Raw genomic sequence first — 16,120 nt, forward strand, 5'->3', positions numbered from 1 at the left:
ATTTACGGTTTTGCATGTATAATTCCCCCGGAAATGTGTTAAAGATCCCCGTTTTAGTAAGATAATCCAGGTGTTTTTTTCAGATATTGATCCGTGTGGAGTTGCATGAGTAAAAACATGGCCACATCCGCTTTGGAGATTTTGAGGGTAACCGTTCTGTCATCAGGAGAAAATCCGTGCCTGAAATTCCCCGTAGCCTGTCCGTCCGTAAAAGCGCCGGGCCTTACCAGCGTCCATTTCAGGTTACTTTCCATAACGTATTTTTCTTGCAGTTCATGGTCTTTATACGCACCTTGAAGGTACCAGCCGAACATAATATGTTTCCAGAAAAAATTGAGATTGCCCCTGCTGTCCCCGGCACCTAATGTGCTTTGGCATATCAGTCGTTTTACACCTTGGCTTTGCATTCCTTCGATAATATTCTTGGTGCCTTGTGATCTTACGGTGCCCTTTCTGCCTGATCCGATAACGCAGATAACGGCATCCTGGTTTTTTACGGCCTCTTTTATGGCTTCTTTATCCAGAATGTCTCCTTCAACGGCTCTCAGGTTACGGTGTTGGATTCCCTTCAGGTTCTTTTTGTTACGGGTAAAAGCAGTGACGATGTATCCCAGTGCAAGGGACTCAAGTACCAGAGGCTTACCAATATTCCCTGTAGATCCAAAAATAATGATTCTCATACTTCTTGTTTTTTATTCAAAGTTAAGACGGGAAGTGCCGTACATATAGAATGAACCCGACAGGCTGAAGTTATTTCTTGTGGAAAACGGTGAGAAAACCGGAGGGTGTATACCCGGTGAATTCCTGGAAGGTACGGATAAAATGAGACTGGTCCGAATACCCGTTATCATAGGCAATATCGGTAAGCTTGGTATAATTACGGGCTTGCAACTGTACCATTGCAGACCGGAATCTGCATATCCGGGCATACAGGCGGGGAGAAATGCCTATGTATTCCTTGAACTTCCGCTCAAAGGTCCGCTCGGATATCTGCATGTCGTTTTGCAGTTCCTTTAAAGGTATTTCTCCGTTACTTTGTAACAGACGGGCGGTGGCATAAGAAAACCTGTTGTCTGTTGAGATTGGTTGTTGTCCGGCCAGGTTAAGAAGAAAAATTGTCATGATCTCCAGGCGTTCCTGGATAGATACTGTGGCAGAAAGCTGTTCCCGGGTATATTTGGTATTTACAAACGGGAGCAGTTCAAAATCGATACAGCTGTCCGTAATTTCATTGGCATGGATGCCAAATACAGAACGTATAATGTGCGGGTACAGGATAAAAATAAATGCACTGACCTCACCATACGTAGTGATGTGTATGGGTTTTACGGTCTGTCCGTAAAGAAAAAGAGAGGAGATTTTTTTATCGTTAAGCATAATATCCGTCCCGGAATCAATATACATGATCCCCGGGTAGCCATCCGCAAAAAACGACATGTTATGACGGAGATGCCCGGAGACGTACTCACGGAAAGACAACACCGATTTCACGTAGGGGCGGAGAGCTTCCGGTATCGTATATGTACAATTTATTTCCATGATATTCGGGCAGACGGAATTCAGGATAAAGATATATAACCCAAGTTATAAAAATTGAATCAAACCGACACCGGCCGAAAATAATATTGTTGCCGGTCCGGGAATTCCTGTGCCAGGAGTGCTGTTGTCTATATGTTTTCTGTTCTGTAGGCTCTGCATATATTTTTGTCTGGCCGGCAGGAATAAAGGATAAGAAAAACAGCCTGTATCAAATTAGCACATTGGTATAAGCAAGTTGAAGAATCCGGGTTTAAAAGCTTCCAAACCGTAGCAAACAGCATCAGCTTGAATTATCGATCTATCCTAAACTACTTTGTAAACAGAAGTACCAATGCCTCTGCCGAATCTTTTAATGCCAAAATAAAAGCCTTTAGCGCACAATTTAGAGGTGTGAAGAATATCGAGTTTTTCTATGATCCCCATGATTCATGGCTGCTGCAGTCGCTTTTACGCAAAAAAAAATAGCCTCTCATTTCTGATAGGCTACTTGTTTTCCCGGAGCGGGAGACGAGGTTCGAACTCGCGACATTCAGCTTGGAAGGCTGACGCTCTACCAACTGAGCTACTCCCGCATTAACACCACATTTCTAAACGATGTTGTGGCTTTTTCAATAAGAGCATTTGTGTTAAATGCGGTGCAAATATAAATAATCAGATTCCATTCTTCCAAAGAAAAAATGAGATTTTTTTCGGATTTTTTTAGTGTTTGCGGGCGGTTGCGGTAAATGTTAAAGTATCTTTTTTGTATTCAGATATTTAGAGGAGCTTTACGACCAAGAATAATTTATACAAAAAGATTAACTTTATCTTTGACAAAATTACAATAGTAAAGATTATGGATAAAATCGCTTCGTACACGATACGTCATATCACCGGAGAAGAGACATACCCCGTTCGGCATCCTGTGTTACGTGCCGGTCTCCCGCTTTCCACATGCCGGTTCGAAGGAGATGATGCGACGTCTACCTTTCATGTCGGACTTTATATCGATCAGACACTTGCCGGGGTTGTCACCATGCTCGAAAGCAGACATACACTTTTCGGAGCGGAGCGGCAATTCCAGTTGAGAGGAATGGCCGTATTACCGGAGTTTCAAAAAAAGGGTCTGGGGCAGGTATTGGTCAGAGAGGCGGAAGAGGAAGTGAAAAAACGCGGTGGAAATTTTATATGGATGAATGCCCGGAAAGTTGCTCTTCCTTTCTACGAGAGGCTCGGATATGTTATAACCGGAACGGAGTTTGTCATTAAAACGGCAGGACCGCATTATGTGATGTACAAAATGTGGTGATCTGCAGATGGGCAGTAGTAAAAAAAGTTACTGAACGCGGAAGCAGCTAAAGTTTCCCTTTTTTGGGAACGTGTAAAAAATAAGCCGATGAAAAGAAGAATTTTTATAAAATCCGGAATAATAACCACAACGGCGCTGGGCCTGATTCCTTCGTCCGTATTTGCGGTTCCCGAATACTCTTATGAAGAATTGATAGGTAAAGGAAACCCGAAGCTCTTCGGAGATGCAATCAACCTCAGAAAAGAAGCGTATGAAGCATTTATTGCGATGAAGAAAGCCGCTGCTGCGGAGAATCTGAATATAAAGATAGTGTCGAGTTACCGTGATTTTTTCCGCCAGAAAAGTATATGGGAGCGAAAATACAAGCAATATACGGGAAACGGTATGACACAGGAACAGGCGATCAGCAAAATTATCGAGTATTCCACGATTCCGGGAACTTCGAGACATCATTGGGGAACGGATATCGATATTATCGACAGTAATGCGAAGTACCCGGGGAACGATGTACTCGATCCGGTAAAATTTGAAGGTAAAGGGCCCTTTCGTCCGCTGAAGGTCTGGCTGGATAAAAATGCGGTGACCTATGGTTTTTACCTGGTCTACACCGACCGGCCCGGGCGGAAGGGGTTTAAATACGAACCCTGGCACTACAGTTACCGCCCGTTGTCCTTACCTATGCTCGAAGCCTATAAAGCACTTGATGTAAAACATATAATAACGACGGAGAAAGTTGCGGGAGCTGCACACTTTTCCGATAGTTTTGTACAACGGTATCGCCGGGAAAATATCCTCGATATCAACCCGGATCTTTTGCCCTGAACCAGGGAATAAAAAAGACCCCGCCGGACGGGGCGGGGTCTTAATACTAATTCAATAATCAAAAAAGAAACAAAATTCCTATGCTTTCAGCGCATTTTTAATCAAAGTGGCTGCTTCGGTTGCATTAGACAGTTCGGCATGCTTAAGGGCAGTAAAACCTTTGTCATCTTTAACCCTTAGTTTGGCGCCATTGGCAATCAGCATTTTTATGATCTCCGTTTTGTTGTAGCGTGCAGCGTACATCAAAGGTGTCATTCCACCTGATTTTTCGTTGATATCGCTTCCGAGTTCGATGAATTTCCTCACGGTTTCGGTGTCGCCCTTGGAAATGGCCAGGCACAACGGGCTGACATTCGGTGTTTTGGAAACTTCGACCTTGTAGTTCTTAAATGGTTTTTCCGGAGATGCAAAAGAAGAAGTTCCGAAAGTTACCATAACGATTCCTGCTAAAATGAGAGCTGTTTTTTTCATGATGATGTGATATTAAAAAGTTGAAAACGGTTTGTTATAATTTATTTGTTTTTGATGTAAAGCGCTTTTGATTAATAGACGACGTCAGATCCTTTTTGTTACACTAAAAATGCTTTAATAACAAAAAATTAACAAAATCAGGTGTTATAACTGTCTTAATGTTAAAAAACAGGCTGTTTGATGTCCTTTTTTTAGTGATTTTTGATGTTTGACGGTAGTTTTCATTGTGGAAGATAAATTTTCAAATTGTAAGTAAAAACGGAGAAAATACTTCAAAAAAAAAGCCCCGTCATTCCGACAGGGCTTTACAGCTAATCAAATAATAAAATATGAGACCACAATCTCATGATTCTAAAGCCTTTTTAAGTACGGCTATAGCATCCGTCGCATTGGACAACTCGGCATGCTTGAGTGCTGTGAAGCCTTTGTCGTCCTTGATTTTTAATTTTGCACCGTTGGCAATAAGGAGTTTAATGATCTCTGCTTTGTTGTAACGTGCGGCATACATAAGTGGGGTCATCCCCCTGGATTTTTCGTTGACGTTGCTGCCGAGCTCGATAAATTTTTTAACCGTGGCAATGTCTCCTTTGGAAATAGCAAGACAAAGCGGACTTACCTTGGTGATTTCCGTGACTTCGATTTTATAATTTCCAAGAGGTTTTTCCGGAGATGCAAAAGAAGATTTTCCGAAAGTTAGCATAACGATTCCTGTTAATATAAGAGCTGTTTTTTTCATGATGTATATGTTTTATACGATGACGTATGTATTGTAAAAAATGAATGAATTGATGTTGTAAAAGCGCTTTGTTTAAGAGACGACAAGAAATCGGCTTTGTTACAAATGATTATTTTTATAACATAATATTAACAAATATCAGGGAGGATCACTTATGAAGATTTAAAAACCGGAATTGTTTTTATTTTGTTGAAAATTAGTTTTTTAATTTTTGTTTTTGCCCCGTTGGGCTTCTGTGAGTACGATTTTTAAAGCCCGGAAAATTTCATAAAATTTATGAACTATGCTTCTTATCTTAACAACAATACACCTTTTGTTTATCGATAGTATTCGTACCTTTGTATCTCTGGCCCCGGAGGCCTGTTTACTTCGTACGCTATAATTGTTTAAACAGAAATACAGAACATGAATAAAAAAGTTTTATTGATGATCCTGGACGGATGGGGAAAATCTCCCGACCCCAAGATCTCCGCAATAGATAATGCGAATACTCCTTTTATAGATGCTCTCTATAAGAAATACCCTAATGCAAATCTCCTTACGGACGGAATGAATGTGGGGCTTCCGGAGGGACAGATGGGAAACAGTGAAGTAGGGCATATGAACCTCGGTGCGGGGCGGATTGTCTATCAGGACCTCGCACGCATCAATATGGCAGTGGAAGAAGGTACATTGGCAGAAGAGCAGGTGCTGTTAGATGCGTTTGACTATGCGAGGAAGAAGGAAAAAAATGTACATTTTCTCGGGTTACTCAGTGACGGCGGGGTGCATTCGCATATCAACCACCTGAAAGGATTACTGGATGCTTCCGATGCTTTCGGGCTGGAGAAAGTATATGTTCATGCCTTTACCGACGGGAGAGACGTGGATCCCCGAAGCGGAAAAGGATTCGTATCGGACATACAGCAGTACTGCCGTAAAAAAAATGCTACTCTGGCAACGGTAACAGGACGTTATTATGCCATGGACAGGGACAAAAGATGGGAGCGGGTGAAGTTTGCATACGATGCGCTGGTTAACGGTATCGGGTATGTCACTGACGACCTGGTGGAAGGAATACAGGAGAGTTATGACAACGGTGTGACCGACGAATTTATCAAACCGCTTATTGCCGATGACGGTAATGGCGAACCGGTGACTAATATTCAGCAGGGAGACGTGGTAATATTTTTCAATTTCCGTACGGATCGCGGGCGACAGCTTACTCAGGCCCTGACCCAACAGGATTTTCACGAACAGAATATGCATAAACTCAACCTGTATTTCGTAACGATGACCAACTACGATGATACTTTTGAGAATATCCATGTGATATATGATAAGGATAATATCAGGAAGACGCTCGGAGAGGTACTTTCCGAAGCCGGTAAAAAGCAGATCCGGATTGCCGAGACCGAAAAATATCCGCATGTTACCTTTTTCTTTAACGGAGGAAGAGAAGCTCCTTTCGATGGAGAAAAGCGTATTTTATGTCCGTCCCCCAAAGTGGCGACATACGACCTGCAACCGGAGATGAGTGCCTATGATATTCGCGATGCCATTGTGCCGGAACTGAAAAAAGGAGAAGTAGATTTCGTATGTCTCAATTTTGCAAATCCGGATATGGTAGGGCATACCGGGGTCATGGAGGCTGCGATAAAAGCTTGCGAAACTGTAGACGAATGTGCACAGGCAGTAGTGACAGCCGCTTCCGAAAACGGGTATACATCGATAATCATAGCAGATCACGGAAACTGTGATACCATGGTCAACCCGGATGGCAGCCCCAATACGGCACATACCACCAATCCGGTTCCGGTGATCCTGGTGGATGAAAATATCAAAGAAATACACAACGGAATACTCGGAGATATAGCACCTACCATCCTGAAACTGATGGGAGTGTCTCAACCGGAAGAAATGACCCGGAAGCCACTGGTTTAAGGCCGGGACAATACTTAAAAGGTATCGGACGAAGGTTCGGTACCTTTTTCCTTTTTAAGGAGGGGACGTAACTTTTAACATCAATACACCAAAAGGAATATAAACTTCATTATATTTGTATCTATATATCAATAAGCTTATGTTTTTATTTATCAGCGGTCCGGAAATACTTTTTATTCTCTTTATCGTAGTGATGGTATTCGGAGCCGATAAGATTCCCGAAATAGCCAAAGGACTCGGTAAGGGCATGCAGCAGCTTAAAAATGCCACAAACGACATCAAAGCTGAAATACAGAAGAGTGCTGAAAAACAGGGTATAGACAGTAACCTTACCAAAGATTTGAATGACGAAATAAATAAAGTAAAAGATGATATAGACGATATTTCGGGGTCTATAAAAAGACAACTCTGATGATTATTTCCTGGCCGGAATGGGATAAGGGCCTCGTGATATATATCAATCAACTGGGAAATGCCGATTGGGATATCTTCTGGGGTTTTTCAACCAGTATCATGGCATGGACGCCTTTGTACCTCGCCTTTCTTTTCGTAGCCCTTAAAAGCTTTACCCGCAGAAGGGCTTTTGCCGTTATCACTACCATATTATTTGCACTTGCATTGACGCTGCTTTGTACGGAAATCGTAAAGGAGATCGTACAGCGCCCCCGTCCTGTAAACGATCCGGAAGTTGCCGGCAATCTGCGCTTGATCATTAAAGGCTACGGTTATAGTTTTTTCTCCGGGCATGCCTCCAATTCCATGGCTATTACCACCTTGTTCATCTGTTTTATGCGAAAAAGGCAACGCTGGGTATATGCTATATGCCTCTGGCCGCTCTTATTCGGAGTGAGCAGGCTGTACTTCGCCGTACATTACCCTATAGATGTTTTGGTGGGCTGGACAGCAGGTTTTCTTATCGGTATGGGCATATACCTCTACATGGGACGAACACTTCTACATTACGCGGCATATCGTGAGACCGTCCCGCACAGGCAGTAAAATGGTCTCCACTCTGGGGTCATTTTTCAGTTTTTCATTGTATTCCAGCAACGCCATCGTGCTTTTGTCATTGGGTTTTACCGGTTCGACGACCTTGCCGCTCCACAGTACATTGTCTGAGAGTATAAGTCCGCCCGGATTCATCTTCGTAATGACCAGGTCAAAATACTCCTGGTAATTCTCTTTGTCCGCATCGATAAACACAAGATCGAACCCCGTATCGAATGTTGGTATGATATCGAGGGCATTTCCCGTATGTTGTATGATGCGGTCGCCAAACCCACTGCGGTCAAAATACCTGCGTTGCAGATCGTGGAGTTCTTCGTTGATATCTATCGTATGCAATTCCCCGTCCTCTTGTAGCCCTTCAGCCATACAGATAGCCGAATATCCGGTATAGGTGCCGATTTCGAGAATGTACCGGGGTGATTTGAGCTTGGAGATCAGGCTTAGTAACCTGCCCTGGAAATGCCCGCTGAGCATCCGGGGCCTGAGCACTTTGAGATGTGTTTCCCGGTCGAGTTCTTTCAACAGTTCGGGTTCGTCCTGGGTGTGGTTTTCGACGTAGTTTTCGAGGATTTCGGATATAAAATGCATACGTGGTCTTTTTTACAAATATAAGAGATAACAGAAGGTTCCGCACCATATACCCTACACTTAAGAGAAAGAATACTTTCCGGTTACAGGGATGTCCATATTGCTTAGAAATGTTTACTTTTACCGAAACTAAAAATAATGCAATTTCAGAATACAAGGGCATTTGCGCAGGAAATGGATGCCCGTGATCCTCTCAAAACCTACAAAAGGGAGTTTATCTTTCCCGAAGTAAACGGCAGGCCGGTGATTTACTTTACCGGAAACTCACTGGGATTACAACCCAAAAGAACCCGGAAATACGTTGATGAGGTGATGACAGACTGGGCAGAACTGGCCGTAGAAGGTCATTTTCAGGCCGGAAAACCCTGGTGGGATTATCAGGAACGTTTTGCAGTGCCCCTGAGTGCTGTTGTAGGCGCACAGCCTTCGGAAGTTACCGTAATGAATACCCTCACGGTAAACCTGCACCTGTTGATGGTATCGTTTTACCGGCCTGCTGCGGGCCGCTATAAGATCCTTTGCGAAGCCAAAGCGTTCCCGAGCGATCAGTATATGCTACAGAGCCAGGTAAAATTTCACGGTTTTTCTCCGGAAGATGCTATAGTGGAGATCGGGAAAAGAGAAGGAGAGCACCATATACGCACCGAGGATATTCTGGATAAAATTGCTGAGATCGGCGATGAACTCGCCCTGGTCCTTATAGGAGGCGTCAATTATTATACCGGGCAGGTTTTTGATATGGAAGCCATAACCCGTGCCGGACATCGTGCCGGGGCCATGGTAGGCTGGGATCTTGCCCATGCTGCCGGAAATGTAAAACTGAAACTGCACGATTGGGATGTGGATTTTGCCGCATGGTGCAGCTATAAATATATGAACAGCGGGCCCGGAAACGCTTCCGGGGCATTTATACACGAAAAGCATCATCAAAACAAGGAGCTTCCCAGATTTGCCGGTTGGTGGGGACATAACAAAGAACGTCGTTTTCTGATGGAACCCTCGTTCGATCCCGTTCATGGAGCAGACGGATGGCAGGTGAGTAATCTCCCTGTCCTTTCGCTGGCGCCCTACCTGGCTTCGGTAGAAATGTTTGCCGAGGTCGGAATGGATGCGCTGATAGCCAAAAGAGATGTACTGACCGCTTATCTCGAATACATATTGCGCGAAGTAGATGCGCAGACATTTGGCGAATTTGAGATCATCACACCCGATAAACCCGGGGAACGAGGATGTCAGCTTTCGGTCTTACTGCATGGTCAGGGCAGACCTTTATTCGATTATCTGATGAAGAACGGGGTTGTGACAGACTGGAGGGAACCAAACGTCATAAGACTGGCTCCGGCACCTTTTTACTGCTCCTTTGAAGATATGTACGAATTCGGAAAAATTCTCAAAAAAGGTATCGATACCTTACAAACCACATAATGACACGAATTCCGGTTACTGCAGTGCATACGAAACACGACCGGGATTAACCCTAAACAGAACGCATGCAGGAGTCAAAAAATATAGCTGTCGTAGGCAGTGGACTGGTCGGATCTTTACTGGCCATATACCTGAGAAACAGAGGACATGAAGTAGATGTGTACGACAGGAGGCCGGATATACGCACCATAGAATTTTCCGGACGCTCCATAAATCTGGCCATGTCCCTGCGTGGATGGCTGGCCCTGGAAGAAGTAGGGGTAGCAGAGGAAGTGAAAAAGCTGGCTATACGTATGGATAAGAGGGCTATTCACCTACCGGGAAAACCTTTGTATTTTCAACCCTACGGAAAAGAGGGCGAAGCCATTTATTCCATTTCAAGAGGAGTACTCAACAAAAAAATGATAACACTTGCGGAAAAAGCCGGTGCACGTTTTATATTCGAGTCCAAGGTGTGGGACGTGGATCTCGATGAAGCCGCAATTCATACCGGTAAATCCGAAAACGAATCGAGGATGTCTGCCCGTTATGACCATATTTTCGGAGCAGACGGGGCTTTCTCCAGGGTACGTCATAAAATGCAGCGCCAAAGCCGGTTCAACTACGCTCAGGAATTCCTGAATACAGGGTATAAGGAGCTGACCATACCAGCTAATGCCGATGGTTCGCATAAACTGGAAAAACATTCCCTGCATATCTGGCCGCGTGGAGCATTCATGCTCATAGCACTTCCCAATCTGGACGGTAGTTTTACCTGTACGCTCTTCATGCCATTTGAAGGAGCGCATTCTTTTGAAAGTCTGGACAGTGATATCAAGGTGCAGCAGTTTTTTGAAAAACATTTTCCGGATGTAGTGGAAGATATCCCCAGCCTGTTAAAAGAATTTTTCCGGAATCCGACCAGTGCCCTGGTAACGATCAAATGTTTTCCATGGGCATATTCCGATAAGGTAGCCCTGGTAGGGGATTCGGCCCATGCCATCGTACCTTTTTACGGTCAGGGCATGAATGCGGGGTTTGAAGACATCCGCGTTTTGAATAACCTGATGAATGTGCATGAAAATGACTGGCACAGTATCTTCAGACAGTACGAGAGCGAACGTAAACCCAATACGGATGCTATTGCCGAACTCAGTTTCCGGAATTTTATGGAAATGAGTACCAAAACTGCCGATCCGCAGTTCATACTACGAAAAAAGATAGAGGGCCGGTTTGCGGCAAAACACCCGGATAAATGGGCGCCGCTGTACAGCCGTGTGACATTTTCCGAACGTCCTTATGCCGAGGCCCTTGCCGAAGGGGACAGGCAACGGGCTATTATGGATCGCATTATGGAAATAAAAAATATAGCCGATATCTGGGATAGCGAAGAAGTAGAACAGCGGATACTCGGGCTTCTGGAGACTACGGTACCTGCGGAGATGTGGAAGTAAAGTCGCTTTAAGTATTTTTCTTCAGGATAAAGAGACAGACCCAGGCTATAAAGAACAACTGCAACGGAATACGGAACCAGAGATACGGAAGTCCTGCGCCGTCGTACGTAGCAGTGTGCAGGTCTGCGTTATGAATGGCTGCATATATATTGCAGGGCAGGGCAAGTACAAAAAAGACGATGAGCACCCATCCGGTGACTACCCGATATTTTGGTATGAGGAGCATTAGCGCGGCAGCAAATTCAAATATTCCGGTGAACAGGACTATAGCTTTTCGGGCAGGTATATATTCGGGTAACATCAGCATCATGCCTTCGGTAAAAAGAAAATGTCCGGTTCCGGTAAGAACCAGCATACAGGCCATGGCCAGCCTTCCGGAATAAGGGATGGGCATACGTACTTTTTTTATACGGCAGAGAAGAATGGAGATCACAAAAGTCAATATTAGTACGGCCAGGGCTTCCATAAATTTTGGTGTTAAGTTGTACAGGAGACAAAATTAGCAGCCAGCCCCGTTCGGGTCAATGAACCCGGGTTAAGAAATACGCCTTCGGATCCGGCTCAGGGCCTGGGGGGTAATCCCGAGGTAAGACGCGATATATTTCAGTGGAATTTTCCGGAAGAGTTCCGGATTTTTACTGAGTAACATTTCATAACGTTCCCGCGCGCTGTACAGCAGTAAAGACTTTTCCCTTTCGCTTTTCAGGATAAAAAGCTCTTCCGAGGCTTTCCGGCCGATAAGCTGACCTACCGAAGTCCGGGTATAGACCTCCTGTAAATCATCATAACTTATACTCCACAAAACCGTATCTTCAAGAGCCTGTATATGGTAATGAGACGGAGTTTGCTTCAGAAAGGAATCATAAGCGCTTTCAAAAGAACCGGCCAGAGCAAAACCGAAAGTGATCTCTTTATCTTCACGTTCCGTGAAATAACGTATGGTGCCTTTTTCGATAAAAGACAGGTAATTCTCAATTTTACCGCTCTGTAGTACGAATGTGTTCCTTTTGAAATTCCTCATGGTCAGTTTTGAGGAAAAGAAGAGTGCTTCCTCATCGGTGATCGGAACCAGTGTCTTAAAATATTCGTGGATTTTTTCCATAAGAAGACCAATTTTGAAACAGGTATGCCCCGGAATCAAATATACGGCAAACAGAAGGATATCATCCGATAATAAAAAAGCGTTAAAAAATACAGGAGAGCATATAAAAAGTATATCTTTGTACTGTATAAATTTTGATTACAGAATGAATAATGTACGGTTTGCCACATCATTGCACATACTTACTTTACTGGCTTTAAACGAAGGAGTGTATTTGTCTTCCGATTTTATAGCGGGTAGTGTCAATGTCAATGCCGCTGCAATTCGTAAGGAAATAAGTAACCTGAAGTTGTGTATGCTGGTAGAAAGCAAGGAAGGTAAGGGAGGGGGCAGTATCCTGGCCAGGCCGGCATCACAGATAAAGTTATCCGATGTTTATGATGCCGTAAAACAGGTACATGTACTGGGGCGTTCCAATACACCCAATCCGGACTGTCCGGTGGGAAAGGAGGTTAACAGGCACCTCGAAGCACTTTATGAAGATACGGATGACTACGTCAGGCAAAAACTAACCACGGTAACCCTGAAAGATTTTGTACAAAAATTCGGCTGATATTTTTTTGTCTTAAACTGTAAGGTAAAGTGATACAGAATAATTTAATCTAAATATTTAAAAAATGAAAGTAGCATTAATCGGGGCCACAGGTTTTGTAGGCTCCAATATCCTGAAAGAACTGTCAGCCCGTGGGCATAAGATCACGGCCATAGCCAGAAACCCTGAAAAATCCGAAGTCAGCGGAGCACACATTACCCCGGTATCGGTTGATGTTATGGATACGCCGGCACTGGCGAAGGTCCTGGAAGGGCATGATGCCGTGGTCAGTGCTTTCAATCCGGGCTGGACAAACCCGAATATTCACGACGATTTTCTGAAAGGGGCAAGGGCTATTCAGGAAGCGGTGAAAAGATCGGGAGTGAGTCGTTTTATCGTCATTGGCGGAGGAGGAAGCCTTTATATCAAACCGGGATTGCAGGTTGTGGATACTCCCGAATTTCCGGAAGAGATAAAACCCGGAGCGGATGCCGCCCGTAAATACCTGGAAGACATACGTGAAGAAAAAACCCTCGATTGGGCATTTTTCAGTCCCGCGCTCGAAATGCATCAAGGCATAAAGACCGGGCGTACCGGCACATATCGTCAGGGGCTGGAGAGCCCCGTATTCGACAAGGACGGCAGGAGTGTATTGTCAGGAGAAGATGTGGGAGTGGTTATAGCGGATGAACTGGAAAAGCCAAAACACCATCGCGAACGGTTTACAGCTGCGTATTGATTTGGGATACCGGTCTGCAGGAATAAAATAATATCAAAGGGAGGACGTTTCCGGAACAGGGCCTCCCCTTGTTGTATAGATTCGTTCGCGTATTGCAAACTTTTACTGTTAATTTTGTACTTTTACTCTATAAATATACGTACGGTTATGAGAAAAATCTGGTTATCACTTTTTGCATTATCATTTGTGCTTTCCTGTAAGACAAACCCTTTTACGGGCAAGAGTACGCTTAACTTCCATTCTAACAGTTCGATCTTTCCGATGGCTTTTCAGCAGTATGATGAGTTTTTGAAAGAACATAAGGTTGTTACAGGGACTTCGGACGCCCAGATGGTAAAGAAAGTAGGGCAGCGTATTGCCAAGGCTGCCGAGCGCTGGCTCAATGCCAATGGCTATGAAGGTTATCTGAAGGATTATAAGTGGGAATATAACCTGGTGCAGGACGACCAGGTCAATGCATGGTGTATGCCGGGAGGGAAAATTGTGGTGTATACCGGAATACTGCCGATTACCAAAAACGAAACCGGACTTGCTGTGGTTATGGGGCACGAAGTGGCACATGCCCTGGCCGATCACGGAGCACAGCGTATGAGTGCGGGAACTTTACAGCAACTCGGCGCTGTGGGTGTAGCTGTGGCTACCAGTGGAAAAACGGCCCAGGCACAGGAAATGTGGGCTCAGGCTTACGGTGTGGGAACACAGGTAGGTGCTATGCTGCCCTTTAGCAGAAAGCACGAAAGCGAGGCCGATGCCATCGGTATTGAGATTATGGCCATAGCGGGATATGACCCTGCAGAAGCGCCGCGGTTGTGGGAGCGTATGAAAGCGAACAGCGGAGGAGAAGCGCCGCCGGAGTTACTGAGTACTCACCCTTCCAGTGATACCCGTATCCGTGCGTTGACTCAGCTGGTGCCGACAGCAAGAGCTGAAGCAAAAAAGTTCGGGGTAACCAGTTTTCAATAGTCCCGGAAAAATAATTCCGGTATAGATTAGGTTCTTTATACGGAGATAACAATGCGTTTAAAATTAATGTTTATATTAGGAGCTGTTCTGCAAAAGAACAGCTTTTTTATTGTCAGCATATATTGCGCAACCAACCTCAGAAATGACGAAAAAATTAGAAAAAGGCAGTAAAAAACTGCTTGGAGCCTGGGCATTCTACGACTGGGCCAATTCGGTGTACAGCCTGGTGATCGCTTCGGCGGTCTTTCCTATCTTTTACGGTGCTTTATTCCGGGAAGCCCAACTTGAAAAAATTCATGTTTTTGGCGGGGATATAGCAAGAGCACCGCTGATCAGCTATGTGACGGCACTGGCTTTCCTGGTTGTATCCGTAATATCGCCGCTACTCTCGGGAGTTGCCGATTATACGGGGAATAAGAAGATTTTTCTCAAGTTTTTCTGTTATCTCGGGGCATTTTCCTGCATAGGACTTTACTGGTTTTCCCTTGAGCATATTTATTTCGGGCTTACCTGTTATTTTCTTGCTTTAATAGGCTTTTGGGCCAGCCTGGTGTTTTACAACTCTTACCTGCCCGATATTGCCTATCCCGAACAGCAGGACAGTATCAGTGCCAAAGGTTATTCCATGGGGTATATAGGAAGTGTGGTATTGCTGCTACTCTGCCTGCTGATGATCCTCAAACACGAATGGTTTGGTTTTTCGGGAGCCGGAGCACCTACCAAAATATCTTTTATTCTTACCGGGATATGGTGGATAGGATTTAGCCAGTACACTTTTTATTATCTTCCCAAAGGAAACACTTCCCATGGGAAATACCACCGGAACGTACTTTTCAATGGGTTTAAAGAACTTAAAAAAGTATGGATAAGGCTCGGAGAGTCGCCCAGACTAAAACGATACCTGGGAGCTTTTTTCGTTTACAGCATGGCTGTGCAGACCGTAATGCTCGCCGCAACGTATTTCGGGGAAGAAGAGCTGGAATGGGGCGGTGCGGACGAACGTACAACCGGACTTATTCTGAGCATTCTGCTCATACAGATCGTCGCTGCATTCGGAGCGTGGATAACGTCTTTGATATCCCGGAGAATGGGAAATATCAAAACCCTTACCGGGATCAATATACTATGGGCACTGATCTGCGTGTATGCATATTTTGTAAAGACCCCTGAACAATTTTATATTGCTGCCGCTTTCGTGGGGCTGGTTATGGGAGGCATTCAGAGTTTGTCCAGGTCTACATACTCCAAGTTTCTTCCGGAAACGGAAGATACGGCTTCTTTTTTCAGCTTTTATGACGTGGCAGAGAAAATAGGAATTGTCATAGGGATGTTCCTGTATGGTTTTATAGCACAGATTACGGGAAGTATGCGAAATTCGGTACTCTTCCTCGGGGCCTTGTTTTTTGTGGGGATATTTCTGCTGCTCCGGGTAGAAACAGTGAAGAAACCACAGCAATAAGACATAACGTTAAGATGACCTTATACCAAGGATAAACGTAAGGGTTTTGTTATCTTAGCCCTTAATTTATCCCGTACATTAAAAAAATAAAC

19 protein-coding genes and 1 tRNA gene are annotated in these 16,120 nt (G+C 44.5%); 12 read left to right on the top strand and 8 right to left on the bottom strand.

The window, feature by feature from the left end; genetic code table 11:
- Positions 1–53: 53 nt before the first annotated feature.
- Together BT112_RS03910 and BT112_RS03915 are read right to left on the bottom strand one after the other, a co-directional pair.
- Positions 54–680, bottom strand: a complete 627-nt coding sequence (locus tag BT112_RS03910) for an NAD(P)-dependent oxidoreductase (protein WP_072316052.1) — start codon at positions 678–680, stop codon at positions 54–56.
- A 70-nt stretch (positions 681–750) separates the two neighbouring features.
- Positions 751–1,539: a helix-turn-helix domain-containing protein gene (locus BT112_RS03915; protein WP_083564784.1), complete on the bottom strand. Its 789-nt coding sequence runs from the start codon at positions 1,537–1,539 to the stop codon at positions 751–753.
- 207 nt (positions 1,540–1,746) lie between these two features.
- Between BT112_RS03915 and BT112_RS03920 the strand changes: the two genes are divergently transcribed.
- Entirely contained in the window at positions 1,747–2,004 is a 258-nt protein-coding gene (locus tag BT112_RS03920; protein WP_245776982.1) for a transposase, read from the top strand.
- A 34-nt stretch (positions 2,005–2,038) separates the two neighbouring features.
- On the opposite strand, the gene BT112_RS03925 is transcribed toward BT112_RS03920, so the two are convergent.
- Positions 2,039–2,111 (bottom strand) — tRNA-Gly (locus tag BT112_RS03925).
- Between the two features lie 263 nt (positions 2,112–2,374).
- Here BT112_RS03925 and BT112_RS03930 point away from each other — a divergent pair.
- Together BT112_RS03930 and BT112_RS03935 are read left to right on the top strand one after the other, a co-directional pair.
- Positions 2,375–2,827, top strand: a complete 453-nt coding sequence (locus BT112_RS03930) for a GNAT family N-acetyltransferase (RefSeq protein WP_072316055.1) — start codon at positions 2,375–2,377, stop codon at positions 2,825–2,827.
- 87 nt (positions 2,828–2,914) lie between these two features.
- Positions 2,915–3,649 carry a M15 family metallopeptidase gene (locus BT112_RS03935; protein ID WP_072316056.1) on the top strand — a complete coding sequence of 245 codons (735 nt, stop codon included), beginning with the start codon at positions 2,915–2,917 and terminating at the stop codon, positions 3,647–3,649.
- Positions 3,650–3,727: 78 nt separating this feature from the next.
- On the opposite strand, the gene BT112_RS03940 is transcribed toward BT112_RS03935, so the two are convergent.
- Both BT112_RS03940 and BT112_RS03945 read right to left on the bottom strand, forming a co-directional pair.
- The gene (locus BT112_RS03940; RefSeq protein ID WP_072316057.1) at positions 3,728–4,120 is read right to left on the bottom strand and encodes an ankyrin repeat domain-containing protein; all 393 of its coding nucleotides are present in this window, start codon (positions 4,118–4,120) and stop codon (positions 3,728–3,730) included.
- A gap of 343 nt (positions 4,121–4,463) precedes the next feature.
- A complete protein-coding gene (locus BT112_RS03945; protein ID WP_072316058.1) occupies positions 4,464–4,856 on the bottom strand; it encodes an ankyrin repeat domain-containing protein in 393 nt (130 codons plus the stop codon).
- A 405-nt stretch (positions 4,857–5,261) separates the two neighbouring features.
- On the opposite strand from BT112_RS03945, the gene gpmI reads away from it, so the two are divergent.
- From gpmI to BT112_RS03960, 3 genes are all read left to right on the top strand, one after another.
- Positions 5,262–6,779 carry a 2,3-bisphosphoglycerate-independent phosphoglycerate mutase gene (gene gpmI / locus BT112_RS03950; protein WP_072316059.1) on the top strand — a complete coding sequence of 506 codons (1,518 nt, stop codon included), beginning with the start codon at positions 5,262–5,264 and terminating at the stop codon, positions 6,777–6,779.
- A gap of 139 nt (positions 6,780–6,918) precedes the next feature.
- On the top strand, positions 6,919–7,191 hold the full coding sequence (locus BT112_RS03955) for a Sec-independent protein translocase subunit TatA/TatB (RefSeq protein ID WP_072316060.1): 273 nt from the start codon (positions 6,919–6,921) through the stop codon (positions 7,189–7,191).
- A complete protein-coding gene (locus BT112_RS03960) occupies positions 7,191–7,778 on the top strand; it encodes a phosphatase PAP2 family protein (RefSeq protein ID WP_072316061.1) in 588 nt (195 codons plus the stop codon). The genes BT112_RS03955 and BT112_RS03960 overlap by 1 nt, the downstream gene beginning before the upstream one ends.
- Here BT112_RS03960 and BT112_RS03965 read toward each other — a convergent pair.
- Positions 7,734–8,375 (bottom strand): O-methyltransferase, encoded by a 642-nt coding sequence (locus tag BT112_RS03965; protein WP_072316062.1) that lies wholly within the window; start codon positions 8,373–8,375, stop codon positions 7,734–7,736. The genes BT112_RS03960 and BT112_RS03965 overlap by 45 nt on opposite strands.
- 138 nt (positions 8,376–8,513) lie before the next feature.
- On the opposite strand from BT112_RS03965, the gene kynU reads away from it, so the two are divergent.
- Both kynU and BT112_RS03975 read left to right on the top strand, forming a co-directional pair.
- Entirely contained in the window at positions 8,514–9,800 is a 1,287-nt protein-coding gene (kynU, locus tag BT112_RS03970; protein WP_072316063.1) for a kynureninase, read from the top strand.
- Between the two features lie 65 nt (positions 9,801–9,865).
- Complete coding sequence (locus BT112_RS03975; RefSeq protein ID WP_072316064.1) at positions 9,866–11,233, top strand: FAD-dependent oxidoreductase; 1,368 nt, start codon at positions 9,866–9,868, stop codon at positions 11,231–11,233.
- Positions 11,234–11,240: 7 nt separating this feature from the next.
- Here BT112_RS03975 and BT112_RS03980 read toward each other — a convergent pair whose 3' ends face one another.
- A complete protein-coding gene (locus BT112_RS03980; RefSeq protein ID WP_245776980.1) occupies positions 11,241–11,627 on the bottom strand; it encodes a DoxX family protein in 387 nt (128 codons plus the stop codon).
- A gap of 141 nt (positions 11,628–11,768) precedes the next feature.
- Positions 11,769–12,335 (bottom strand): Crp/Fnr family transcriptional regulator, encoded by a 567-nt coding sequence (locus BT112_RS03985; RefSeq protein WP_072316066.1) that lies wholly within the window; start codon positions 12,333–12,335, stop codon positions 11,769–11,771.
- A 145-nt stretch (positions 12,336–12,480) separates the two neighbouring features.
- Here BT112_RS03985 and BT112_RS03990 point away from each other — a divergent pair, with 145 nt between their 5' ends.
- From BT112_RS03990 to BT112_RS04005, 4 genes are all read left to right on the top strand, one after another.
- Positions 12,481–12,888, top strand: coding sequence for an RrF2 family transcriptional regulator (locus BT112_RS03990; protein WP_072316160.1), 408 nt, complete (start codon positions 12,481–12,483; stop codon positions 12,886–12,888).
- Between the two features lie 64 nt (positions 12,889–12,952).
- Positions 12,953–13,606, top strand: a complete 654-nt coding sequence (locus BT112_RS03995) for an NAD(P)-dependent oxidoreductase (protein WP_072316067.1) — start codon at positions 12,953–12,955, stop codon at positions 13,604–13,606.
- Between the two features lie 147 nt (positions 13,607–13,753).
- Positions 13,754–14,569: a M48 family metallopeptidase gene (locus BT112_RS04000; protein ID WP_072316068.1), complete on the top strand. Its 816-nt coding sequence runs from the start codon at positions 13,754–13,756 to the stop codon at positions 14,567–14,569.
- Positions 14,570–14,711: 142 nt separating this feature from the next.
- Entirely contained in the window at positions 14,712–16,028 is a 1,317-nt protein-coding gene (locus BT112_RS04005; RefSeq protein WP_072316069.1) for an MFS transporter, read from the top strand.
- Positions 16,029–16,120 lie beyond the last annotated feature (92 nt).

It is taken from the genome of Sinomicrobium oceani, from assembly GCF_900119185.1.
In the GTDB taxonomy this organism is placed as follows: Bacteria; Bacteroidota; Bacteroidia; order Flavobacteriales; family Flavobacteriaceae; genus Sinomicrobium; species Sinomicrobium oceani.

What these genes read in the sequence shown, in the direction of transcription:
- BT112_RS03910 (WP_072316052.1), bottom strand. Translation starts at nt 680, where the DNA reads ATGAGAATCATTATTTTTGGATCTACAGGGAATATTGGTAAGCCTCTG.
- BT112_RS03915 (WP_083564784.1), bottom strand. Translation starts at nt 1,539, where the DNA reads ATGGAAATAAATTGTACATATACGATACCGGAAGCTCTCCGCCCCTAC.
- BT112_RS03930 (WP_072316055.1), top strand. Translation starts at nt 2,375, where the DNA reads ATGGATAAAATCGCTTCGTACACGATACGTCATATCACCGGAGAAGAG.
- BT112_RS03935 (WP_072316056.1), top strand. Translation starts at nt 2,915, where the DNA reads ATGAAAAGAAGAATTTTTATAAAATCCGGAATAATAACCACAACGGCG.
- BT112_RS03940 (WP_072316057.1), bottom strand. Translation starts at nt 4,120, where the DNA reads ATGAAAAAAACAGCTCTCATTTTAGCAGGAATCGTTATGGTAACTTTC.
- BT112_RS03945 (WP_072316058.1), bottom strand. Translation starts at nt 4,856, where the DNA reads ATGAAAAAAACAGCTCTTATATTAACAGGAATCGTTATGCTAACTTTC.
- gpmI (WP_072316059.1), top strand. Translation starts at nt 5,262, where the DNA reads ATGAATAAAAAAGTTTTATTGATGATCCTGGACGGATGGGGAAAATCT.
- BT112_RS03955 (WP_072316060.1), top strand. Translation starts at nt 6,919, where the DNA reads ATGTTTTTATTTATCAGCGGTCCGGAAATACTTTTTATTCTCTTTATC.
- BT112_RS03960 (WP_072316061.1), top strand. Translation starts at nt 7,191, where the DNA reads ATGATTATTTCCTGGCCGGAATGGGATAAGGGCCTCGTGATATATATC.
- BT112_RS03965 (WP_072316062.1), bottom strand. Translation starts at nt 8,375, where the DNA reads ATGCATTTTATATCCGAAATCCTCGAAAACTACGTCGAAAACCACACC.
- kynU (WP_072316063.1), top strand. Translation starts at nt 8,514, where the DNA reads ATGCAATTTCAGAATACAAGGGCATTTGCGCAGGAAATGGATGCCCGT.
- BT112_RS03975 (WP_072316064.1), top strand. Translation starts at nt 9,866, where the DNA reads ATGCAGGAGTCAAAAAATATAGCTGTCGTAGGCAGTGGACTGGTCGGA.
- BT112_RS03980 (WP_245776980.1), bottom strand. Translation starts at nt 11,627, where the DNA reads ATGCCCATCCCTTATTCCGGAAGGCTGGCCATGGCCTGTATGCTGGTT.
- BT112_RS03985 (WP_072316066.1), bottom strand. Translation starts at nt 12,335, where the DNA reads ATGGAAAAAATCCACGAATATTTTAAGACACTGGTTCCGATCACCGAT.
- BT112_RS03990 (WP_072316160.1), top strand. Translation starts at nt 12,481, where the DNA reads ATGAATAATGTACGGTTTGCCACATCATTGCACATACTTACTTTACTG.
- BT112_RS03995 (WP_072316067.1), top strand. Translation starts at nt 12,953, where the DNA reads ATGAAAGTAGCATTAATCGGGGCCACAGGTTTTGTAGGCTCCAATATC.
- BT112_RS04000 (WP_072316068.1), top strand. Translation starts at nt 13,754, where the DNA reads ATGAGAAAAATCTGGTTATCACTTTTTGCATTATCATTTGTGCTTTCC.
- BT112_RS04005 (WP_072316069.1), top strand. Translation starts at nt 14,712, where the DNA reads ATGACGAAAAAATTAGAAAAAGGCAGTAAAAAACTGCTTGGAGCCTGG.